The 20,024-nt window shown below is 62.2% G+C and carries 24 protein-coding genes; 16 read left to right on the forward strand and 8 right to left on the reverse strand.

The features are described 5' to 3' along the window. Positions 1 to 20: 20 nt before the first annotated feature. Positions 21 to 1,187: a bifunctional diaminohydroxyphosphoribosylaminopyrimidine deaminase/5-amino-6-(5-phosphoribosylamino)uracil reductase RibD gene (gene ribD / locus LHAB_RS12575; protein ID WP_228763425.1), complete on the forward strand. Its 1,167-nt coding sequence runs from the start codon at positions 21 to 23 to the stop codon at positions 1,185 to 1,187. 166 nt (positions 1,188 to 1,353) lie between these two features. Here the strand turns inward: ribD and rpiA are convergent, their stop codons facing one another. Next, a complete protein-coding gene (rpiA, locus tag LHAB_RS12580) occupies positions 1,354 to 2,025 on the reverse strand; it encodes a ribose-5-phosphate isomerase RpiA (protein WP_090046826.1) in 672 nt (223 codons plus the stop codon). A 103-nt stretch (positions 2,026 to 2,128) separates the two neighbouring features. On the opposite strand from rpiA, the gene LHAB_RS12585 reads away from it, so the two are divergent. Further along, on the forward strand, positions 2,129 to 3,172 hold the full coding sequence (locus LHAB_RS12585; protein WP_090046828.1) for a quinone-dependent dihydroorotate dehydrogenase: 1,044 nt from the start codon (positions 2,129 to 2,131) through the stop codon (positions 3,170 to 3,172). 24 nt (positions 3,173 to 3,196) lie between these two features. Here LHAB_RS12585 and LHAB_RS12590 read toward each other — a convergent pair whose 3' ends face one another. The 4 genes from LHAB_RS12590 to LHAB_RS12605 all read right to left on the reverse strand — a co-directional run bounded on the left by LHAB_RS12590 (position 3,197) and on the right by LHAB_RS12605 (position 5,838). After that, positions 3,197 to 3,487, reverse strand: a complete 291-nt coding sequence (locus LHAB_RS12590; RefSeq protein WP_090046830.1) for a BrnA antitoxin family protein — start codon at positions 3,485 to 3,487, stop codon at positions 3,197 to 3,199. Beyond that, positions 3,477 to 3,776, reverse strand: a complete 300-nt coding sequence (locus tag LHAB_RS12595) for a BrnT family toxin (protein WP_090046832.1) — start codon at positions 3,774 to 3,776, stop codon at positions 3,477 to 3,479. Before LHAB_RS12595 ends, LHAB_RS12590 begins: the two co-directional genes overlap by 11 nt. Before the next feature lie 72 nt (positions 3,777 to 3,848). Further along, positions 3,849 to 4,688 (reverse strand): acyl-CoA thioesterase, encoded by an 840-nt coding sequence (locus tag LHAB_RS12600; protein ID WP_090046834.1) that lies wholly within the window; start codon positions 4,686 to 4,688, stop codon positions 3,849 to 3,851. A 40-nt stretch (positions 4,689 to 4,728) separates the two neighbouring features. After that, positions 4,729 to 5,838, reverse strand: coding sequence for an NAD(P)/FAD-dependent oxidoreductase (locus LHAB_RS12605; protein ID WP_090047957.1), 1,110 nt, complete (start codon positions 5,836 to 5,838; stop codon positions 4,729 to 4,731). 114 nt (positions 5,839 to 5,952) lie between these two features. Between LHAB_RS12605 and LHAB_RS12610 the strand changes: the two genes are divergently transcribed. Then, positions 5,953 to 6,714, forward strand: a complete 762-nt coding sequence (locus tag LHAB_RS12610; RefSeq protein ID WP_090046835.1) for an SDR family NAD(P)-dependent oxidoreductase — start codon at positions 5,953 to 5,955, stop codon at positions 6,712 to 6,714. Between the two features lie 303 nt (positions 6,715 to 7,017). On the opposite strand, the gene LHAB_RS12615 is transcribed toward LHAB_RS12610, so the two are convergent. Beyond that, positions 7,018 to 7,599, reverse strand: coding sequence for a superoxide dismutase (locus LHAB_RS12615; protein WP_090046837.1), 582 nt, complete (start codon positions 7,597 to 7,599; stop codon positions 7,018 to 7,020). A gap of 215 nt (positions 7,600 to 7,814) precedes the next feature. Then, a complete protein-coding gene (xseA, locus tag LHAB_RS12620) occupies positions 7,815 to 9,170 on the reverse strand; it encodes an exodeoxyribonuclease VII large subunit (protein WP_090046840.1) in 1,356 nt (451 codons plus the stop codon). Positions 9,171 to 9,191: 21 nt separating this feature from the next. Here xseA and LHAB_RS14705 point away from each other — a divergent pair, with 21 nt between their 5' ends. The 7 genes from LHAB_RS14705 (at position 9,192) to adk (ending at position 13,449) form a co-directional block, all read left to right on the forward strand. Continuing rightward, positions 9,192 to 9,476: a hypothetical protein gene (locus tag LHAB_RS14705; protein ID WP_194943174.1), complete on the forward strand. Its 285-nt coding sequence runs from the start codon at positions 9,192 to 9,194 to the stop codon at positions 9,474 to 9,476. Between the two features lie 26 nt (positions 9,477 to 9,502). After that, positions 9,503 to 10,120: a MotA/TolQ/ExbB proton channel family protein gene (locus LHAB_RS12625; protein WP_090047958.1), complete on the forward strand. Its 618-nt coding sequence runs from the start codon at positions 9,503 to 9,505 to the stop codon at positions 10,118 to 10,120. A 9-nt stretch (positions 10,121 to 10,129) separates the two neighbouring features. Continuing rightward, on the forward strand, positions 10,130 to 10,552 hold the full coding sequence (locus LHAB_RS12630; protein WP_090047960.1) for an ExbD/TolR family protein: 423 nt from the start codon (positions 10,130 to 10,132) through the stop codon (positions 10,550 to 10,552). Positions 10,553 to 10,557: 5 nt separating this feature from the next. Beyond that, positions 10,558 to 11,571 carry a tetraacyldisaccharide 4'-kinase gene (lpxK, locus tag LHAB_RS12635; protein ID WP_090046842.1) on the forward strand — a complete coding sequence of 338 codons (1,014 nt, stop codon included), beginning with the start codon at positions 10,558 to 10,560 and terminating at the stop codon, positions 11,569 to 11,571. A 105-nt stretch (positions 11,572 to 11,676) separates the two neighbouring features. Beyond that, complete coding sequence (locus LHAB_RS12640; RefSeq protein ID WP_090046844.1) at positions 11,677 to 11,883, forward strand: Trm112 family protein; 207 nt, start codon at positions 11,677 to 11,679, stop codon at positions 11,881 to 11,883. Between the two features lie 9 nt (positions 11,884 to 11,892). Beyond that, positions 11,893 to 12,669 (forward strand): 3-deoxy-manno-octulosonate cytidylyltransferase, encoded by a 777-nt coding sequence (gene kdsB / locus LHAB_RS12645; RefSeq protein WP_090046846.1) that lies wholly within the window; start codon positions 11,893 to 11,895, stop codon positions 12,667 to 12,669. A 123-nt stretch (positions 12,670 to 12,792) separates the two neighbouring features. Then, a complete protein-coding gene (gene adk / locus LHAB_RS12650) occupies positions 12,793 to 13,449 on the forward strand; it encodes an adenylate kinase (protein WP_090046847.1) in 657 nt (218 codons plus the stop codon). Positions 13,450 to 13,512: 63 nt separating this feature from the next. Here the strand turns inward: adk and LHAB_RS12655 are convergent, their stop codons facing one another. Beyond that, a complete protein-coding gene (locus tag LHAB_RS12655) occupies positions 13,513 to 14,481 on the reverse strand; it encodes an asparaginase (protein ID WP_090046849.1) in 969 nt (322 codons plus the stop codon). Between the two features lie 73 nt (positions 14,482 to 14,554). Here LHAB_RS12655 and lexA point away from each other — a divergent pair, with 73 nt between their 5' ends. The 6 genes from lexA to LHAB_RS12685 all read left to right on the forward strand — a co-directional run bounded on the left by lexA (position 14,555) and on the right by LHAB_RS12685 (position 19,979). After that, complete coding sequence (gene lexA, locus LHAB_RS12660; RefSeq protein ID WP_090046851.1) at positions 14,555 to 15,226, forward strand: transcriptional repressor LexA; 672 nt, start codon at positions 14,555 to 14,557, stop codon at positions 15,224 to 15,226. A 120-nt stretch (positions 15,227 to 15,346) separates the two neighbouring features. Further along, the gene (locus LHAB_RS12665) at positions 15,347 to 15,685 is read left to right on the forward strand and encodes a hypothetical protein (RefSeq protein WP_090047961.1); all 339 of its coding nucleotides are present in this window, start codon (positions 15,347 to 15,349) and stop codon (positions 15,683 to 15,685) included. Positions 15,686 to 15,742: 57 nt separating this feature from the next. Continuing rightward, positions 15,743 to 16,750: a D-2-hydroxyacid dehydrogenase family protein gene (locus tag LHAB_RS12670; protein WP_090046852.1), complete on the forward strand. Its 1,008-nt coding sequence runs from the start codon at positions 15,743 to 15,745 to the stop codon at positions 16,748 to 16,750. Positions 16,751 to 16,899: 149 nt separating this feature from the next. Further along, positions 16,900 to 18,420, forward strand: a complete 1,521-nt coding sequence (locus tag LHAB_RS12675; protein WP_090046854.1) for a 3-hydroxyacyl-CoA dehydrogenase — start codon at positions 16,900 to 16,902, stop codon at positions 18,418 to 18,420. A 2-nt stretch (positions 18,421 to 18,422) separates the two neighbouring features. After that, positions 18,423 to 19,202 (forward strand): oxepin-CoA hydrolase, alternative type, encoded by a 780-nt coding sequence (locus LHAB_RS12680; RefSeq protein WP_090046856.1) that lies wholly within the window; start codon positions 18,423 to 18,425, stop codon positions 19,200 to 19,202. A 57-nt stretch (positions 19,203 to 19,259) separates the two neighbouring features. After that, complete coding sequence (locus LHAB_RS12685; protein ID WP_090046858.1) at positions 19,260 to 19,979, forward strand: Crp/Fnr family transcriptional regulator; 720 nt, start codon at positions 19,260 to 19,262, stop codon at positions 19,977 to 19,979. Positions 19,980 to 20,024 lie beyond the last annotated feature (45 nt).

The raw sequence follows: 20,024 nt of genomic DNA on the forward strand, positions 1-20,024 counted from the left end.
CCTTCTGACCCTCTGAACTCTTGACTGCTGTGCCGCATTTGACCGATCACCCCAGCCCTCTGTCCCCAGCTCTGGACAAGGCCCTGAGCCTCGCCCGCGAGGCCCTGTGGCTGACCTCACCGAACCCGCGAGTGGGCTGTGTCATCACCGCAGCCGACGGCACCGTGCTGGGCCAAGGCCACACCCAACGGGCAGGTGGCCCGCACGCCGAAATCATGGCCCTGCGCAATGCTGCCGAACATGGACACAGCGTGCAAGGCGCCACCGCCTGGGTGACGCTGGAGCCCTGCGCCCACCAAGGCAGAACGGGGCCTTGCTGCGACGCGCTGGCGGCAGCGGGCATCGGCCGTGTGGTGGCGGCATCGACCGATCCCAACCCCCAAGTGGCGGGTCAGGGCATGGCGCGGCTGGCGGCTGCGGGCGTCCAGACCGAAACACTGCATCCAAACGACACCCTTGCTGTGCAGGCACGTGAGCTGAACATCGGCTTTTTCAGCCGCATGGAAAGGGGTCTGCCCTGGGTGCGGATGAAAATAGCCACCTCTTTAGACGGGCAAAGCGCCCTGCAAAACGGTCAAAGCCAATGGATCACCGGGCCTGAGGCTCGCGCCGACGGCCACGCCTGGCGCGCTCGCGCCTGCGCCATCCTGACCGGGATCGGCACCGTGCTCGAAGACGATCCGCAACTGAACGTGCGCGGTCTGAATGCACCTCGCCAACCGCACCTGGTGGTGGTGGACAGCCGCCTCGACATGCCCTTGAACGCCCAACTGCTGGACACCCAAGGCGCAGGCGATCAGGCCCGCCAGATCTGGGTTTACACCGCGGTCGATCCGGCCCATCCAGAGCAAGCCGACAAACGAGCCGCGCTGATCGCACGCGGTGTCACCGTGGTCGACATGCCCGGCCCCGGGGGCAAGGTCGATCTGGCCGGCATGCTGCGCGATCTGGCCCGGCGAGAGATCAACGAGCTGCATGTGGAAGCCGGACACAAGCTCAACGGGTCATTCATCCGCGAAGGTCTGGTGGACGAGTATTTGGTCTACCTGGCCCCCCAGCTGATCGGGCCTGGACAAGGCATGGCCCATTTACCAGTGCTGTCTGCGCTGAGCGACACACTGAAGCTGCGCTTTCATTCGGTGGACCCGATAGGCCCTGATTTGCGGCTGCTGCTGCGGCGGGCCTGAAGCTCGCCCGAACAAAAAGTTGCGCCTTCTGTTTATCCTGTGGCAGCGAGCACCTGCTCGCGAATGGATGTTGAGCCGCTGAAAACATTCGGCTACAGGGGCAGCCTCCTTCAGAGTCAGCAGGCATCTGGCCGCAGAGGCGGCCTGCACGAAAACTCCGCCCCCATCAAAAGTTCAGCGTCTTGACCCCAGCTGAAGTCCCCAGCAAGCACACCTGGGCTTTTTGCAGCGCAAACACCCCTACCGTCACCACACCCGGCCACTGGCTGACGGTGTTCTCAAAAGCCACCGGGTCGGTGATCTTCAGGCCCTTCACATCGACGATGTGCTGACCGTTGTCGGTGACCAGCGGCTGGCCGTCCTGGAGGCGCACGGCGGCTGTCCCGCCCATGGCCGCAAACTGGCGCATGACGCGGGTCGTGGCCATCGGGATCACTTCCACCGGCAATGGGAAGGCGCCCAGCGCATCCACCAGCTTGCTCTCGTCGGCGATGCAAACAAACTGCTTGCTCAGCGCCGCCACGATTTTTTCTCGGGTGAGCGCTGCGCCACCGCCCTTGACCATGTGGCCCTGGTGGTCGATCTCGTCGGCACCATCGATGTAGACCGACAGGCTCTCGACCTCGTTGCTGTCAAACACCGGAATGCCCAGGGCTTTCAGCCGCACAGTCGAGGCCTCGGAGCTCGACACTGCGCCTTTGATGGAGTCTTTCATGCTGGCCAGGGCATCGATGAATTTGTTCACCGTGGAGCCGGTGCCCACGCCGACGATCTCGCCAGGGACAACGTATTTCAGGGCGGCTTGGCCCACCAGGGCTTTGAGTTCGTCTTGGGTCATGAAAGGGGCTCTGTTGGAAAGATAAAGAGGCGGGCCAGGGTTTGCGACAATCGGGTCAAGCGATCCCCGCGCAACACCCCATGCACCAGCCCGGAATTATCCAATGTCCCTGATCCCTTATTGCCTGACCCGCCCAGTTTTGTTCAGAATGGACCCCGAAGAGGCCCACGATCTGACCATCGAAGGTCTCGCCCGCACCCAGAACACCCCGCTCGACCGCCTTTACCGTCAGCCTTTTGTGGCCCAACCCCTCACCCTGGCGGGTTTGCAGTTCCCCAACCGCGTGGGTTTGGCCGCGGGTCTGGACAAAAATGCGCGGTGCATCGACGGCCTGGGCGCCATGGGTTTTGGCTTTGTCGAAGTGGGCACCGTCACCCCCAAGGCCCAACCGGGCAACCCCAAGCCGCGCATGTTCCGCCTGCCCCAAGCCCAAGCGCTGATCAACCGCTTGGGCTTCAACAACGACGGACTGGACGCCTTCATCGCCAACGTCAAGCGCTCCAAATTTCGCCAACAAGGCCGGCTGCTGGGCCTGAACATCGGCAAAAACGCGACCACCCCGATTGAAAACGCCACCGATGATTATTTGATCGCCCTGGCCGGCGTCTACCCGCATGCCGACTATGTGACGGTGAACATTTCCAGCCCCAACACCAAGAACCTGCGGGCCCTGCAAAGCGACGAGGCCCTGGACGGCCTGCTGGGGGCCCTGGTGTCACGGCGTGAGGAACTGGCCAACGAACATGGCCGCCGCGTGCCCATGTTCCTGAAAATCGCCCCCGATCTGGACGAAACCCAGGTCGGCGTGATCGCCGCCACCTTGCAAAAGCACGGCATGGACGGCGTGATTGCGACCAACACCACACTGGCGCGTGATGCGGTGAGCGGCCTGGCCCATGCAGAGGAAATGGGAGGCCTGTCCGGCGCGCCCGTGCTCGAAGGCAGCAACCGCGTGATCCGCCAACTGCGTGCGGCTTTGGGCCGGGACTTCCCCATCATCGGCGTGGGCGGCATCCTGAGCGGGCACGACGCGATATCCAAAATAGAAGCCGGGGCCGATGTGGTGCAGATCTACACCGGCCTGATCTACAAAGGCCCGGCACTGGTCACCGAAGTGGCCAGTGCGCTGCAGCAGATGAAACGCTGATCACAGCGAGCCCTGGCTCAGTCTTCAAGACTGCGTCGGGTGTTCAGCCAGATAGCGCCTCAAAGCCTGGTTGATGCGCGTTTGCCACCCCTGACCCTGGGCGCGAAACGCTTCCAGAATGTCCTTGTCCAAGCGGATCGCCACCTGTTCCTTGATACCGCTGCCCGATGGCCTGCCGCGTTTGCGGGCCAAAGCCAAACCGTGCACCAACTCCTCAGGCGTCGCCGGTCGTTCGTCCTCATCCTGGCCGTCCCACACATAAGGGGCCTCGCGCTCTTTGACCTTCAAAGCTGTGATCACGTCTTTACGGCTCATCGCATTCGTTTTCAATCCAGACAAGGTACGCCTCTCTTTCTTCACGGCTGGCACGTCGGAAACTGATGATTCTGCAAGACCCATCACGCCCGACATGGACCACCGACAGGACTGCCAGAAAACCCATCGCATACGACATGGACAAAGTTCGGGTTTCTGAGCCTCGGACCACTGGAATGTCCAGCCGGTAACGGGAATCCAGAACAGCCCCCGCCAAAGCAAAGTCCAGCCCGTGCTTGCGCAGGTTGATTTGCCTCTTTTTTTCATCCCAACTCAGCTTGGCATGCATCAAATTAATGTAGATGCAAATAATCCAGCCGTCAAGACCATTGAACAGGCAGAAGCCACGAGCCCAAAAGGCTCAATCCTTGAAATACACCAGTTGGTGCGTGCTGGCCAGCAGCTGGCCCTCGGGGCTCCAGAGTTCGCCCGTCTGGTCAAAGTAGCCGTGGCGGTAATTGAGGGCCTTGGCCACGCCCAGCACGTGGCGCTTGCCCAGCTGCGCCAGCAAGGCGCTGTCGGCGTGGAAATAAGTGGTCAGTGACACCGTGCCGATCATGGCCCGGCGGCGGCGGCGGACATAGATGCGTGGGAAAAAGCTGTCGCTCATGGCCGCCAGCGAGGCAAAGTCCATCGCCCGCTCGGGTTCGTCGCGCACCCACAGGGTCGAGCGCGAGTGGGTTTGTTCTTGTTCGTCAAAGGCCGTCGGGAAAGCGCCTTCGACAAAACGCATGTCGTAGCGCTGGGGCCAAGCGGGCATGCCCTTCACGGGCATGCGGGGCACGGCATAGGGCGCGGGCACATTGGCGGGCATGACCGCTTCCACATTGGACCAGGTCTCGCGCCGGACTGCGAACACGGCGGTGGCGGTGGCCACCACGCCTTCGCTTTGATTGTCGGTCTGGTGGGCTTCGATGATCCAGTGCTGTGTGGAGCGGTTGGTGCGCACGGGCCGCGCGACAAAGCGGATCTCGCCATCGGCCACTGGCGCCGCAAAGTTCACCGTGAGCGCCACCGGCTCGCCCAAGCGATCGGGGTGCAACAAGGCGGCCTGCAACAACTGTGCAGCGGTGGTCCCCCCAAAGGGGCCGACCATGTTGGCGTAGGCCGGGTGGGTGGAACCCGTGAATTCGTGGGGCGCGTTCTGAAGTGCACAGGCGCGCAGGTCAATGGCTTCGTCAAAAGGGTGCATGCGCGCCATGATAGGTGCGCCCTCGCCGCCTGCGCTGTCCCGAAAGCGATCAAGCCAGGCGGGCACAGACCTCGTCAGCCATCGCCAGCGAACTGGTCAGGCCTGGCGACTCGATGCCCAACAAATTCACCAGCCCTGGCACACCGTGCTCGGCCGGGCCCTGGACCATGAAGTCGGCCGCCGTTTCGTGCGGGGCGTTGATCTTCGGACGCATGCCGGCATAGCCCGGTTGCAGTGCACCATCTTGCAAAGCGGGCCAGTATTTGCGCACCTCGGCATAAAAGGCGTCGCCCCGGCGCGGGTCCACCTGCAGGTCGGCAGGGTCATCGACCCATTGCACATCCGGGCCGAACTTGGCCTGCCCACCCAGATCCAGCGTGAGGTGCACGCCCAGCCCCGCCGCTTCGGGCACGGGGTAGATCAAACGGGAAAACGGCGCCTTGCCTGCCAAGGTGAAGTAGTTGCCTTTGGCGTAATGGGCTTGCGGCAGCAGGGAGGGATCCAGTCCAGCCATGCCGCGCGCCAGCGCCACCGCGCTCAGACCCGCAGCATTGACCAGCACTTGGCAGGCCAGCTCGGTGCCGTCTTTCGTGGTCACGCGGATGGGGTGCGTGGGCGTGCCGTGTTGCAGCCCGATGTGCTGCACGGGCGAGACCAGCGCCAGCAGACCGCCTGCGTTTTCCATATCCCCTTGCAAGGCGAGCATGTAGCCGTGACTGTCAATCACGCCAGTGCTGGGCGACAGCAGCGCCGCTTCGCAAGCCAGCGCAGGCTCCAACGCTTGGGCCTGGGCAGCCGTGAGTTTTTGCAGGTCATGCACGCCGTTGGCGGCGGCTTTGGCCCTGATGCCTTCGAGCGCCAGCACTTGCTCCGGGCTGGTGGCCACGATCAGCTTGCCCAGGCGCTGGTGCGCCACGCCGCGTTCGGCGCAATAGGCGTAAAGCATCTGCTTGCCCTGCACACACAAGCGCGCCTTGAGGGAGCCAGCCGGGTAATAAATGCCCGCGTGGATGACCTCGCTGTTGCGCGAGCTGGTGCCCGTGCCAATGGCGTTTTCCGATTCGAGCACCAACACCTCGCGGCCCGACAGCGCCAGCGCCCGCCCCACAGCCAGGCCGACCACGCCGGCCCCGATCACGACAGCATCCACTTGTTCCATGGACAGCATTGTGGCTCAGGCCAATCAAGGTGGGTCGGCGCGGTGACACCCGCAAGACAGACACCTGGTGCGCACACGGGCAGACTGCCCAGCATTCAACAAGGAGACCGTTTCATGTCGCTGTTCAATCTCACAGGGAAAGTCGCCGTCGTCACGGGCTCCAGCCGGGGCATTGGCCGATCGATCGCGCACCAATTGGCCCGCCAAGGCGCCAAGGTGGTCGTGTCCAGCCGCAAGCTGGACGCCTGCGAAGTGGTGGTCCAGGAAATCCAGGCCGCTGGCGGCGAGGCCATGGCAATAGCGGCCAGCATCTCCAGCAAAGAGCAGTTGCAAAACCTGATCGAGCAGACCCGTGCCGCGTGGGGGCCCATCGACATCCTGGTGTGCAACGCGGCCACCAACCCGTATTACGGCCCCACCACAGGCATGAGCGACGAGGTGTTCGACAAGGTCATGCGCAACAACGTGTTGTCCAACACTTGGCTGTGCACCATGGTTTATCCGGACATGAAGGCCAAGAAGGACGGTGCGATCGTGATCGTGTCTTCCATTGGCGGCCTGCACGGCTCGGCCATCATCGGCGCGTACAACATCTCCAAAGCCGCCGACATGCAGCTCGCGCGCAACCTGGCGGTGGAATGGGGCCCAGACAATATCCGCGTGAACTGCATCGCCCCAGGCCTGATCAAAACGGACTTTGCCAAGGCGCTGCACGAGGACCCGGTGCTGAGCGCCAAGTACAACAACGAGACCCCGCTGCGCCGCATGGGCGAGCCGGACGACATTGGCGGTGTGGCGGTGTTTTTGGCCAGTCGGGCTGGGCAGTATGTGACGGGTCAGACCATCGTTGCGGATGGCGGGATGATGATTCGCTGATTCGCTGATTCGCTGATTCGCTGATTCGCTGATTCGCTGATTCGTTGATTCGCTGATTCGTTGTCAGGTGCGTTGTGCTGTGGGCGCCGCTGAGCACAGGCTGGAGCCGGGCACCTCATGAGGGGGTACCCAAAATCGGCGCCCGGCCCCAGCCCATGCTCAGCTCAGAGGTTGATCGATGGTCTTTCCAGACAGCGGGCTGTTGGCTCTGGGCAATCCGGTCCACCCAGTGTCACATTCACCTTCTTCCCATGAAGCAAAAAGCCCGCATCCGCGGGCTTTTTGACTTGGAGAAAACGTCGATCAGGCGAAGTTTTTCTCGGCGAAAGACCAGTTCACCAGCTTGTCGAGGAAAGTCTCAACGAACTTGGGACGCATGTTGCGGTAGTCGATGTAATAAGCGTGTTCCCACACGTCCACGGTCAGCAAGGCGGTGTCACCGGTGGTCAGGGGGGTGCCGGCAGCGCCCATGTTGACGATGTCGACCGAGCCGTCGGCTTTCTTGACCAGCCAAGTCCAGCCGGAGCCAAAATTGCCCACGGCGCTCTTGACGAAGGCTTCCTTGAAAGCGGCGTAGCTGCCGAACTTGGCGTTGATGGCTGTGGCCAAAGCGCCTGTGGGCTCGCCGCCGCCGTTGGGCTTCATGCAGTTCCAGAAGAAGGTGTGGTTCCAGATCTGGGCCGAGTTGTTGTACACACCACCGCTGGATTTTTTGATGATCTCTTCGAGGGACATGCTCTCGAATTCAGTGCCTTTTTGCAGGTTGTTCAGGTTCACCACATAGGCGTTGTGGTGCTTGCCATGGTGGAATTCCAGGGTTTCCTGGCTGTAATGGGGGGCCAATGCGTCGATGGCATAAGGCAGAGCGGGCAAGGTGTGTTCCATGAGGGTGTCCTTTTGTTGTTGCGGGTTGAGGGTAGACCCATGCATTTTAGGGGTTGCCTGATCGCCCTTTGGAGCGGCAGGTCACTGGCGCGCATTCCTGCGATGGTGATCTGAACGACATCGCCTTGGCGGGGTGGGGCCAGGGCTCCTCATGAGGGAGTACCCAAAATCGTCGCCCTGGCCCCACCCCGCCAAGGCTTACCCCAAAAGCTCCATCAACCAGACACCGTCAAAGGCACCACACCGTCAGACAAGGTCGCCTGAACGCTCTGCCCGGGCTCAAACTGCCCGGCATGGGTCAAAGCCTGGCCCTTGTCGTCGCTCAGCCAGGCATAGCCGCGCTCCAGCACCCGGCGCGGATCCACTGACGACAAACGCAAAGCGGCCCGCTCCAGGCGCTGGGCACTTTGCTGCACTTGCTGGCCCCGATTGAATTTCAAGCGGTCATCGAGCCGCGTCAGCTGGTGGCCACTGGCCACCAACCGGGTTTGAGCACCCGCTTGCAAGCGGTGCGCCAACTGCGCCAGCCACTGGCCGTGCTGGCCCAGCAGCGCTTGCGGGCGGCTCAAGCGGACGGCGATGGCACTGAGCCGTTGGGCTTGGCGGTCTTGCTGCCGGGCCAGGCCTGCGCCCCATCGGGCGGCCACACCGTCCAGTTGCTGGGCCTGCCGGTCTTGCTGGCGCAGCAGGCCTCGGGTCAATCGGTGCTCCAACACGCTCAAAGCCTCAAGACCCACACCCCGATCGGTCGCAGCCATCTCGGCAGCGGCCGTGGGCGTTGGGGCTCGCACATCGGCCACAAAGTCAGCGATGGTGAAATCGGTCTCATGGCCCACGCCGCAAATGAGCGGCACAGGGCTTTGGGCGATCACGCGGGCCAGGTTTTCATCGTTGAATGACCACAGGTCTTCCATCGAGCCGCCCCCACGCACCAACAAAATCACGTCCACCGGGGGCGACAGCGGGTTGTCTTCGGCCGTGAGGGCATAGATGTTTTGCAAGGCCTGCACCAGCGTGGCGGCAGCGCCTGCGCCCTGCACCAAGGCCGGGGCCATCAACACGGGAATGTGCGGCACGCGCCGCTGTAAAGCGGTCACCACATCGTGCCAAGCGGCAGCGCCCAGCGAGGTCACGACCCCAATGGCTCGGGGCTGGGCGGGCAAGTCGCGTTTGTGGGCGGGGTCAAACAGGCCCTCGGCTTCGAGCTGGGCCTTGAGGCGCAAAAACTGCTCGAACAAAGCCCCCTGCCCGGCCCGCTCCATGGACTCGACGATCAACTGCAGATCGCCACGGGCCTCGTACACCCCCAAACGCCCCCGCACCTCGACCAGTTCACCGTCGAGCGGCGCAAAGTCCATCAAACTTGCGGCGCGCCGAAACATGGCGCAGCGGATCTGCCCGGTGTCGTCCTTGATCGAGAAATAACAATGCCCGCTGGCAGCGCGCGAGAAGCCCGACATCTCGCCGCGCACCGTGACCGGGTTGAACTGGGCGTCCAGCGTGTCAGCCATGGCGCGGCACAGCGCAGAAACTGTCCACGCACGCGGCTTCAAATCGTCATTCAAGGGCATGGCATTGAGGATTGATCAGCGTTGCAAAAGGGTTTCAGGCGGCAAACCCAGCACGGTTGCGGTCAAGTACTCCACAAACCAGGCGTGAGGCGGATTCGGGCGAAGGTCCGGCGCGCCGAAGAAGCAAAATTTTGCAAGTCATTGATTTCATGGGATATTTTAAAAATCACCGGTCAAATTTTGAAAAAATTCTATGTACCGGAGTATGCTGAAAATCAACAAGGTCAAAGTTCTTCACAAAGTTATCCACAGAAATGGAAGCCCGCCCACAGGACACGGGCATTGACCGATAATCAGGCGCTTTGATCACGAAAAACCGGGAAGGACTTTTCTTGCTGTCCATCATACAAGCCGCCGGCTGGCCCATCTGGCCCCTGATTTTGTGTTCCATTTTGGCCTTGGCGCTGATCCTGGAGCGCAGCTTGCAGCTGCAGGACGCCAAGGTCATGCCTGCCAACATCCTGAGCCAAACCATCGAGGCCACACAACGCGGTGTGCCCCTGCCCGAGATGATCCAGACCTTGGACCAAGCCGGGGCCATGGGCCCGGTGTTGGCCAGCGGGCTCCGCTGCTTGCAAGCGAACCCCAAAGCCACGTACGAAGACATCCAGGCCCATATGCAAATGGCGGGGCGCTTGGCAGCCCAAGGGCTGGAGCGCTTCTTGCCCGCGCTGGCCACCATCGCCTCGGCAGCACCGCTGCTGGGCTTGCTGGGTACGGTGGTGGGCATGATCGAGATTTTTGGGGCCCACACAGCCGCCAACAACCAGCCTGCCTTGTTGGCCCACGGCATTTCGGTCGCGCTGTACAACACGGCTTTTGGTTTGATCGTGGCGATTCCAGCCTTGATGTTTTGGCGCTACTTTCGCGCTGTGGTGGACCGCCATGTGCTGGCCATGGAAGTGGCGGCCGAGCGCTTTGCCCGCCACCTCAGCCGCACCAGCACCTGAAGGTTGCCTGTGAACTTCAAAACGCCACGTGCCGCCCCAGAGCCCGAGATCAACCTGGTCCCGTTCATTGACGTGCTCTTGGTGGTGCTGATCTTTTTGATGCTCACCACCACATGGTCGCGCCTGACCGAAATCCAACTGAACTTGCCCACGGCCGATGCCATCGCCTCCAGCCCAAAACCCCGCCAAATTGTGCTCACCATCACCTCTCAAGGGCATTACGCCATCAACAAATCCCCTGTCGGTGCCAGCTCGGTGGGCGCATTGGTGGCGGTACTCACCCCCCTGGCCGACAAAGACGCGATGCTGATCATCAGTGCAGATGCCTCCGCCTCGCACCAAAGCGTCATCCATGCCATGGAGGCGGCACGCCGCAGCGGATTGTCCAAAATCACCTTCGCCGCCCAGACGGCCGAAGTGCCAGGCTCTTGATCGGCATGGGCCTGTCCAAGTTCTTGCACCAAGCGCTGCCCCGACTATGGCAAGGGCGCGGCCCGGTGGCCTGGTCCTTGCGCCCAGTGGCGGCCATTTATGGCGCCTTGATAGCGATGCGACGCATGGCCTACGCCCGAGGCCTTTTCAACACCCGACGGGTTCCCGCCTTGGTCATCGTGGTGGGCAATGTGGTGGCAGGCGGTGCAGGCAAAACCCCCGTCACGATCGCCTTGGCCCAGCACTTGCAGGCCAGGGGCCTGCGGGTCGGGGTGATTTCTCGCGGACACGGACGCCAAACCCGTGACGCCCGTGCGGTGACTCACGACAGCCACCCGATGGATGTGGGCGACGAACCTTTGCTGATTCACCAAGCCACTGGGGTGCCCGTTTGGGTCGCCCGAGCCCGGGCCGATGCGGCACTGGGCTTGTTGCAAGCTCACCCGCAAGTGCAAGTGTTGCTTTGCGACGATGGCTTGCAGCACTTGGCCTTGGCCCGTGACCTCGAAATTTGTGTGATGGACGAACGCGGCGTAGGCAACGGCTGGTTGTTGCCGGCAGGTCCTCTGCGCGAAGCCTGGCCACGCAGGGTCGATTGGGTGCTGCACACAGGCCCAAGCCCCTCGGTCAGTGGGGCCGGGGACGAACAGGTACCGCATTTCCTGGCCACACGGCAGCTGGCGGACCACGCCATCACAGCCACGGGCCAGCGCATTGCCCTGAGCGAACTGATCAACCGTCCATTGCATGGGGTGGCCGGGCTGGCTCGGCCAGAGGCTTTTTTCCAGATGCTGCGCGAATCGGGTCTGAGCCTGAGCTCCACCACCGCCTTGCCCGATCACCACAGCTACCAAGACTGGCCAGCCCAACCGGAGCGCACCTGGCTGTGCACCGAAAAGGACGCCGCCAAACTCTGGCCCCATGAACCCAGTGCGCTGGCCGTGCCCTTGGTGGTCACGCCCGAAGAGGGTTTCTGGTCAGCGCTGGATGCGCGGCTGGACGCCCTCTTGCAACGCTGACCTGGCCCACCTGCGCCTCGCGGGCCTGCGGGCACAACTGATGCAGCAGCCAACGCATGATGCGCACGCACCCGCCCAGACCGGGGTCCCGTTATCATTGGCGGCATGGACACCAAATTGCTCGAACTGCTGGTTTGCCCGGTCACCAAAGGCCCACTCAACTTTGACCGCGAACGTCAAGAACTGCTCTCGCGCAGCGCACGCTTGGCTTATCCGGTGCGCAAAGGCATCCCCATCCTGCTGGAAAACGAAGCCCGCCCTTTGAGTGACGAAGAAATTGACCAACTGGCCGCCCTGCGGCCGGCGCTCTGAGTCCAGACCATGAACGTTGTTCCTGCGCCACAGGGCTTCACCGTGGTGATTCCTGCCCGCATGGCGTCCAGCCGTCTGCCCGACAAACCCCTGGCCGACATTGGCGGATTGCCCATGGTGGTGCGCGTGGCGCAGCGGGCGCTGCAGTCGCAGGCCAGCCAAGTTGTGGTGGCCGCCGATGACGAACGCATCGTGGCCGCTTGTGCGGCACACGGCGTGCAGGCGCTGTTGACGCGCCAAGACCATCTCAGTGGCAGCGACCGGCTGGCTCAAGCCTGCCAATTGCTGGGCCTGCCCAACGATGCGGTGGTGGTCAATGTGCAAGGCGATGAACCACTGATCCCGCCCGCGCTCATCAACGACGTGGCCCGCGTGCTGCGCGAGCGGCCCGACGCCAGCATGAGCACAGCTGCTCATGCGATCGCATCACTCGAAGAGTTCACCAATCCCAATGTGGTCAAAGTGGTCATGGACGCACGCCAGATGGCGCTTTATTTCAGCCGGGCCCCCATCGCCTGGTGGCGAGATGGCCAGTCGGACTCGGGTTTCAAGGCCCTGCCCAACCCAGCGCCCTTGCGCCACATTGGCATTTACGGTTACCGGGCTGGTTTTCTGGCGCTCTTTCCGACCTTGACGCCCGCACCCATTGAAACCATGGAATCACTGGAACAACTGCGTGCCCTGTGGCATGGCCACCGGATCGCGGTCCATGTGACCCGCGAGGCACCCGGCCCAGGCGTTGACACCCCCGAGGACCTGGCGCGTGTGCGCCAGCTGATCCCCTGAACGGCAAACCAGGGCTGACGCCGTAAGCCAACTTTGAGGCTGGCGTGATATTCTCAATAACAATCCGGCATCGGTCATGGAGCCCGACAAGCCGAAAAAATTTCAAACGATAAGGACATTCCCATGAGACTAATTCTGTTGGGCGCCCCCGGTGCTGGCAAAGGCACGCAAGCCACTTTCATCTGCCAGAAATACAACATTCCCCAAATCTCTACCGGCGACATGCTGCGCGCTGCCGTCAAGGCCGGCACCCCACTGGGTCTGCAAGCCAAAGCCGTCATGGAGTCAGGTGGTCTGGTCAGCGACGACCTGATCATCAACCTGGTCAAGGAGCGCATCGCCCAGGCCGACTGCGCCAACGGTTTCCTATTTGACGGCTTCCCCCGCACCATCCCCCAAGCCGATGCGATGAAGGCTGCCGGCGTCAAGCTCGACTACGTTCTTGAAATCGACGTCCCCTTTGACGCCATCATCGACCGCATGAGCGGCCGCCGCTCACACCCCGCCTCTGGCCGCACCTACCACGTCAAGTTCAATCCCCCCAAAGTAGCTGGCATGGACGACGTGACCGGCGAGCCCCTGGTGCAACGCGCTGATGACCAGGAAGAAACCGTCAAGAAGCGCCTGGATGTTTACAGCGCGCAAACCCGCCCACTGGTGGACTACTACTCCGGCTGGGCCCAGCAAGATCCCGCCGCCGCACCCCGCTACCGCGCCATCAGCGGCACGGGCAGCGTGGAAGACATCACCGCCCGTGCTTTCGAGGCGCTGGCGAGCTGATCCTTCACTCACGACACCAGCACAAAGCCCCGTCATGCGGGGCTTTGTGCTTTGCGGGGCCGATCAGCCCTGGCCCATCAAATCCAGCATCAAGCTCACCCGGGCCTTGAACGCATTGAGCCCTCTGGGCGACATTTGCAAATCGGGTTGCCCCACAACTTGACCTTCGGCGCAGCGGGAGGTCAGGCGCACACCGACGCCTTGATCCTGAGCTTCGACCAGCGCGGACATGAGACTTTGGTGCACCGTGCCATTGCCGGTGCCCGCCACCACCAGGCCCTTCACGCCAGCGGCCACCAGGGCACGCACCTGGCGGGCATCGGCTCCGGCATGGCTGAACAACACCTCGACCCAGGGCCAACCGGCAGCGGGCAGCTGCAAAGCCAAGTGGGCATGGGCATGCGCCACCGGCCAAGCGCCCGGGTCGGACCAACGCACATGGCCTTGCTCCACCCAGCCACGCGGGCCAGCCTCGCCTGAGCTGAAAGCGTCCAACCGGTAAGGATGGACTTTTTGCACGTCTCGGGCACTGTGGATCCGGCCGGCACAAACGGCCAGGACACCCCGTGCCATCGGGTCGCAGACCACGGCCATCGCGTCCAGCAGGTTTTGCGGGCCATCGGGCGCAAGGGCTGTGGCCGGCCGCATGGCACACGTGAGCACCACCGGTTTATGGGCGTGCAGCAGCATTTGCAAAAGCCACGCGGTTTCTTCGAGCGTGTCGGTGCCATGCGCGATGACGATGCCACCCACGTCAGCCTGCTCGAGCCAGTGGACACAACGCAGCGCGAGTGCCTGCCAAGTGGCGTGGTCCATGTCCTTGCTGTCCAACTGCGCCACTTGCTCGCACACCAACAAACCGCCCTGCAAAACCGCGTCCAACCCTGGCACCGCGTCCATCAATTGCTGCACCCCCAACTGCCCGGCGCTGTAAGACGTGTGGTCAGCAGCGCTGGCAGCCGTGCCGGCGATGGTGCCGCCTGTGCCCAAAACCACGACTTTCTGAATTTTTTTTGCGTCAACCACTTGCACAGCCTCAAAAACTGGTTAAAAATACAGTCACTGGATAGAACAACAGTTCCACCAGTCCCCCAAGGAGACCGCAATGACCGACAGCCCCAAACTCACCGCCCGGCAGCAGGAAATTCTGGAATTGATCCAGAACACCATCGCCAACACCGGTGCCCCCCCCACGCGTGCCGAAATCGCCAGCGTGCTGGGCTTCAAGTCGGCCAATGCGGCAGAAGAACACCTCAAGGCCTTGGCCCGCAAAGGCGCCATCGAGCTGGTCAGCGGCACTTCACGGGGCATTCGCCTCAAAGGCAGCAACCGCCACCCACTCCGGGCACCGTCCGATTTGTTCAGCCTCACCCTGCCCGGCTTGGGTCAATTGAGTTTGCCTCTGGTCGGTCGTGTCGCAGCAGGTTCACCCATTTTGGCTCAAGAGCACGTGGACAGAACCTACCAGATCGAAAGCAGCTTGTTTGCTGAGCAGCCCGACTACTTGTTGCGCGTTCGCGGCATGTCCATGCGAGACGCGGGCATCATGGACGGTGACCTGCTGGCCGTGAAATCCACCAAGGAAGTGCGCAACGGCCAGATCGTGGTGGCCCGACTCGGCGATGAAGTCACCGTCAAGCGGCTGCGCAAAACCAGCGGTGGCATCGAGCTCTTGCCCGAAAACCCCGACTACCCCACCATCGTGGTCAACCCCGAGGAGCCATTCGACATCGAAGGCTTGGCCGTGGGCCTGATCCGAAACACCCTTTTGATGTAACCCACCTGCTTGTTGCAGCAGGTGGCGGGCGCTGACGGCATGGTTCTGTCGGCCCTGATGCAACAAGCTCCTTCAGCAATCCTGCCTGTGTCCAACCTCCATGCTTTTGAAAGGTTTCACATGGGAATCGCTCTGCTTGCTTTTTCGGGTCTTTTTCAAGGCCTCTCCCGTCTCCACCGTGCGGCCCCCGCTGCGGCCAAATCCCAGCGCGGCAATGCCTATTTGCGGCCTGTCTGGGCCACCCGCCAGCCCGTCTGCGGACCGCTGGCATCAAGGACCACACCTCAGCCGCTGCGCGTTCAGCCTCTGACCACGCCCGCACTGCGTGTATTGCGGGTGGCCGAAAGCGATCAACGCGTCAAGGGTGCCGGTCGCATGGTGATTTCGGGACGCATGGCCGATGTCTGCGCCGAACTGGACCGCTTGGCGGCTCTCGAGGCCGCACAAGCCCGAATTTGAGCCGAAAAGCCACCCCGCTGACCTGAACAGGTCACCTCGTCAGGGCACAATGGAGGGATGAACATTGTGATCCTTGACGACTACCAAGATGCAGTGCGCAAACTCGACTGCGCAGTCAAACTCGAAAATTTCCCTGCCAAGGTCTATACCAACACCGTCAAAGGCATCGGGCAGTTGTCTGTGCGCTTGAAAGACGCAGACATCATTGTGCTGATTCGTGAACGCACCCATCTGACCCGGGCCTTGATCGAAAAACTGCCGCGCTTGAAGCTGATTGTCCAGACAGGCCGTGTCGGCGGACACATTGATTTGGCCGCCTGCACAGAGCGCGGGGTGGCCGTGGCCGAAGGTGTCGGCTCTCCGGTCGCGCCAGCCGAGCTGACCTGGGCCTTGATCATGGCTGCGACGCGTCGCCTGCCGCAGTACATCGGCAACCTCAAACACGGGGCCTGGCAGCAGTCAGGCTTGAAAGCGGGCTCCATGCCCGCCAACTTCGGACTGGGCACGGTGTTGCGCGGCAAGACGCTGGGCATCTGGGGTTACGGCCAGATTGGTCAGTTGGTGGCCGGCTACGGCAAAGCATTTGGCATGGATGTCATGGTTTGGGGCAGCGACGAGTCGCGCACCCTGGCCGTTCAGCATGGCCACCGTGCTGCCAGTAGCAGAGTGGCTTTTTTTGAAGCGTCCGATGTCGTCTCGATCCATTTGCGCTTCAACGAAGCCACCCAAGGCGTGGTCACCGGTGAGGACTTGGGTCGCATGAAACCCACAGCCTTGTTTGTGAACACCTCACGCGCCGAGTTGATCGAGCCCAACGCCCTGATCAGCGCCTTGAACCGGGGTCGGCCCGGCTTGGCCGCCATCGACGTCTTCGAATCCGAGCCGATTTTGCAAGGCTCGGCCTTGTTGCGTTTGGAAAACTGCATTTGTACGCCGCACATCGGCTATGTTGAAAAAAGCAGCTATGAACACTATTTCGGTGCCGCTTTCGACAACGTGGTGAATTTCATCAAGGGCACCCCCACCAACATCGTCAACCCGGGTGCACTGCAAGTGCGCCGCTGAGTCGCACCGTCCACCCGTGTTTAGCCTCTGAACTGAGGCGATAATCTTCGGTGTTTTGCTGTGCGCTGGGCCACAAGCCATGGGCCTTGGCCTTGGGTGCAACGGCTGTTTGTCGAGAAACCTCTCCTCCTGAAGACCTCATTTCATTTATGACTCTTGCATTTTCCAAAGTGGCCATCATCGGCGCCGGCGCCATGGGCCGCGGCATAGCCCAGATCGCAGCACAAGCGGGCAGCCAGGTCTGGCTGTACGACACCCAGCCCGAAGCGGTGGCCAAAGCGCGTGAGGCCGTGTTCCAACAATGGAACAAGCTCCAAGAAAAAGGCCGCCTGACCGCCGAAGCCGTGACCAGCCACAAAAGCCGCTTGCTCGGCGCTGCCAGCCTGCAAGAATTGGCCGATTGCGAACTGGTGGTCGAAGCCATCGTCGAAAAGCTGGAGGTCAAAAAAAGCCTGTTCACCGATCTGGAGAAAGTACTGGCCCCCACGGCTGTGCTGGTGACCAACACCTCATCGCTGTCGGTCACGGCCATTGCCGCCGCCTTGCAGCGTCCTGCCCAGTTTGCCGGCTACCACTTCTTCAATCCCGTGCCACTCATGAAAGTGGTCGAGGTGATCGCGGGCCTGAAAACCGACCCCGCCGTCTGCCAGCGCCTGTCCGAATTTGCGCGCCAAATGGGCCACACGCCCGTACAAGCGCAAGACACCCCCGGCTTCATCGTCAACCACGCAGGCCGCGGCTACAGCACCGAAGCGCTTCGCATCGTGAGCGAGGGCGTGGCCGATTTCGCCACGATTGACCGCATTCTGCGCGACCAGGTCGGCTTCAAACTCGGGCCTTTCGAGTTGTTTGACCTGACCGCGCTCGATGTCTCGCACCACGTCATTGAAGCCATTTACCACCAGTATTACGAAGAGCCACGCTACCGGCCCAATGTGATCACCGCCCAAAGGCTGGCCGGTGGTGTGGTCGGCAAAAAAGTGGGCGAAGGTTTTTACAAATACGTCGAGGGCGCAGCGCAAGTGCCCGCCGAGCCCCCCGTGCCTGTGGTGGAGCGCATTCCACCTGTTTGGGTCTCGCCCCGGGCCACCCGCCGCATGGAACTGCTGCAGCTGCTCAAGGACCTGGGCGCCCAAATCGAAACCGGCGCCTCGCCATCGCCAGAGGCGCTCACCTTGGTGGCACCGCTGGGCTTTGACATCACCACCGTGGCCGTGGTCGAACGCCTGGACCCGGCCCGCACCGTGGGCATCGACATGCTCTTTGTGGATGCGTCGACCCGACGCCGAGTGCTGGCCACCAACCCGGCCACCCGAGCCGACATGCGTGACGCGGCCCACGCCCTGTTTGCCCGCGACGGCAAAGCCGTCTCGGTCATCCGCGACAGTGGGGGTTTTGTCACGCAACGGGTGGTCGCGACCATCGTCAACATCGCGTCCGACATTTGCCAGCAGCGCATCTGCAGCCCACAAGACCTGGAAACCGCCGTCACGCTGGGCCTGGCTTACCCCATGGGTCCTTTGGCCATGGGCAACCGCCTGGGGCCTGACAGCATCCTCGAAGTGCTGTTCAACCTGCAAACCGTCTATGGCGATCCCCGTTATCGCCCCAGCCCTTGGTTGCGCCGCCGGGGTGCGATTGGTCTGTCATTGATGCACACGGAAGACTGAAGATGACCGCCCAACTGCTCAGCACCAGCGAAGGCCGAACCTTGGTCCTGACCCTCAGCAACCCGGAGTTCCGCAACGCCCTCGGGCCCGAGATGTACGCCGCAGGCGTCGAAGCCCTGAGCGTGGCCGAATCCAGCGACGATGTGCGCAGTGTGTTGATCACAGGCGCGAATGGCATCTTCAGTGCAGGCGGCAATTTGCAGCGCCTGCAAAACAACCGCCAGCTGCCCCCTGAACACCAAGCGCAAAGCATTGAAGGCCTGCACAACTGGATCGAAGCCATCCGCACCTTCCCCAAACCCGTGATCGCCGCCGTCGAAGGCCCAGCAGCCGGTGCCGGTTTTTCGCTGGCCCTGGCTTGCGACATGATCGTGGCGGCCCGCAACAGCGTCTTCGTGATGGCCTACAGCGGCATTGCCTTGTCACCCGACGGCGGTGGCAGCTGGAGTCTGTCGCGCGCCGTGCCGCGCCAACTGGCCACCGAGCTGCTGATGTGCGGTGAGCGCATCGGTGCAGAGCGCCTGCAACAATTGGGCGTGGTGAACCGACTTGTGGATGCAGGGCAAGCCTTGCAGCAAGCCTTGGAGCTGTGCGAGACCATCAACGGTCGGGCCCCCAACGCGCTGGCCAGCATCAAGGAACTGCTGGGCGAAGCCGACGGCAGCAGCCTCCATGCGCAGCTGGCGAGAGAACGCGATCACTTTGTCAAAAATCTGCACCACCGCAATGCAGGCATTGGCATTGCTGCATTTTTGAACAAGCAAAAACCCGAATACGACTAAAGCGACTGGTCCCCCAGGCGACAAAAAAACGATTCCCAGTCACTCAAAGGACAGAGCATGGACGAACCGATTCTGACAATGGAGGAACGAGAGGCGATCAATGGTGGTCGCTGGTTCTCAACCCTTTCTCCTTCACTTCGTCACGACATACTTCGATGCGCTTACGTCAAACGGTTCAAGGACGGCGACATGCTTGCGGCACGGGGAGACCCGCCCGAGCAGTGGATCGCCTGTGCCAAGGGCGCGGTGCGCGTGAGCTCGACCTCGGTGTCGGGCAAGCAGATCACCTTGACCTATGTGGAGCCCGGCATTTGGTTTGGCGATGTGTCGATCTTCGACGGGGATCGGCGCACACACGACTGCTACGCACACGGCGAAACGACCACGCTCAACGTCGCCAAGGCGGATTTCAAAAAAATCCTGACGCAGCACGTCGAGTTTTACGAGGCCATGCTGCGCCTTCAGTCGCGCCGCATTCGCCAGCTTTACGGCTTGGTGGAAGACCTCAACACCCTGCCCTTGCGGGCCCGGTTGGCCAAACAGCTCAACCACCTGCTGCGCAGCTACGGCGTGCCCAGTTTGTCCGACGCCAAAGCCATTCGCATCAGTTTGCAACTGGCGCAGGAAGAGCTGGCCCAGCTGCTGGGTGCATCGCGCCAGCGGGTCAACCAGGAACTCAAGCAGATGGAGCGCGAGCAAATCATCCGCATCGAGCCGGGTGGCTTGGTGGTGCTGGACCGCGATGCCTTGCTGCTGATCGTGAACGCGGACCACTGACGCGCACCAGGATCTTCCTTTCACCGCTGAGTGCAGCGGCCACTG

It is taken from the genome of Limnohabitans sp. 2KL-27 (assembly GCF_001269345.1).
Lineage (GTDB): Bacteria > Pseudomonadota > Gammaproteobacteria > Burkholderiales > Burkholderiaceae_C > Limnohabitans_A.

Excerpts from the sequence above, each read along its gene's own strand:
- lexA (WP_090046851.1), top strand. The coding sequence starts at position 14,555 with ATGACCGACAGCCCCAAACTCACCGCCCGGCAGCAGGAAATTCTGGAA.
- LHAB_RS12595 (WP_090046832.1), bottom strand. The coding sequence starts at position 3,776 with ATGCATGCCAAGCTGAGTTGGGATGAAAAAAAGAGGCAAATCAACCTG.
- LHAB_RS12585 (WP_090046828.1), top strand. The coding sequence starts at position 2,129 with ATGTCCCTGATCCCTTATTGCCTGACCCGCCCAGTTTTGTTCAGAATG.
- lpxK (WP_090046842.1), top strand. The coding sequence starts at position 10,558 with ATGGGCCTGTCCAAGTTCTTGCACCAAGCGCTGCCCCGACTATGGCAA.
- LHAB_RS12670 (WP_090046852.1), top strand. The coding sequence starts at position 15,743 with ATGAACATTGTGATCCTTGACGACTACCAAGATGCAGTGCGCAAACTC.
- LHAB_RS12615 (WP_090046837.1), bottom strand. The coding sequence starts at position 7,599 with ATGGAACACACCTTGCCCGCTCTGCCTTATGCCATCGACGCATTGGCC.
- LHAB_RS12600 (WP_090046834.1), bottom strand. The coding sequence starts at position 4,688 with ATGGCGCGCATGCACCCTTTTGACGAAGCCATTGACCTGCGCGCCTGT.
- adk (WP_090046847.1), top strand. The coding sequence starts at position 12,793 with ATGAGACTAATTCTGTTGGGCGCCCCCGGTGCTGGCAAAGGCACGCAA.
- kdsB (WP_090046846.1), top strand. The coding sequence starts at position 11,893 with ATGAACGTTGTTCCTGCGCCACAGGGCTTCACCGTGGTGATTCCTGCC.
- rpiA (WP_090046826.1), bottom strand. The coding sequence starts at position 2,025 with ATGACCCAAGACGAACTCAAAGCCCTGGTGGGCCAAGCCGCCCTGAAA.
- xseA (WP_090046840.1), bottom strand. The coding sequence starts at position 9,170 with ATGCCCTTGAATGACGATTTGAAGCCGCGTGCGTGGACAGTTTCTGCG.
- LHAB_RS12590 (WP_090046830.1), bottom strand. The coding sequence starts at position 3,487 with ATGAGCCGTAAAGACGTGATCACAGCTTTGAAGGTCAAAGAGCGCGAG.
- LHAB_RS12665 (WP_090047961.1), top strand. The coding sequence starts at position 15,347 with ATGGGAATCGCTCTGCTTGCTTTTTCGGGTCTTTTTCAAGGCCTCTCC.
- LHAB_RS12680 (WP_090046856.1), top strand. The coding sequence starts at position 18,423 with ATGACCGCCCAACTGCTCAGCACCAGCGAAGGCCGAACCTTGGTCCTG.
- LHAB_RS12605 (WP_090047957.1), bottom strand. The coding sequence starts at position 5,838 with ATGGAACAAGTGGATGCTGTCGTGATCGGGGCCGGCGTGGTCGGCCTG.
- LHAB_RS12685 (WP_090046858.1), top strand. The coding sequence starts at position 19,260 with ATGGACGAACCGATTCTGACAATGGAGGAACGAGAGGCGATCAATGGT.
- LHAB_RS12610 (WP_090046835.1), top strand. The coding sequence starts at position 5,953 with ATGTCGCTGTTCAATCTCACAGGGAAAGTCGCCGTCGTCACGGGCTCC.
- LHAB_RS12675 (WP_090046854.1), top strand. The coding sequence starts at position 16,900 with ATGACTCTTGCATTTTCCAAAGTGGCCATCATCGGCGCCGGCGCCATG.
- LHAB_RS12640 (WP_090046844.1), top strand. The coding sequence starts at position 11,677 with ATGGACACCAAATTGCTCGAACTGCTGGTTTGCCCGGTCACCAAAGGC.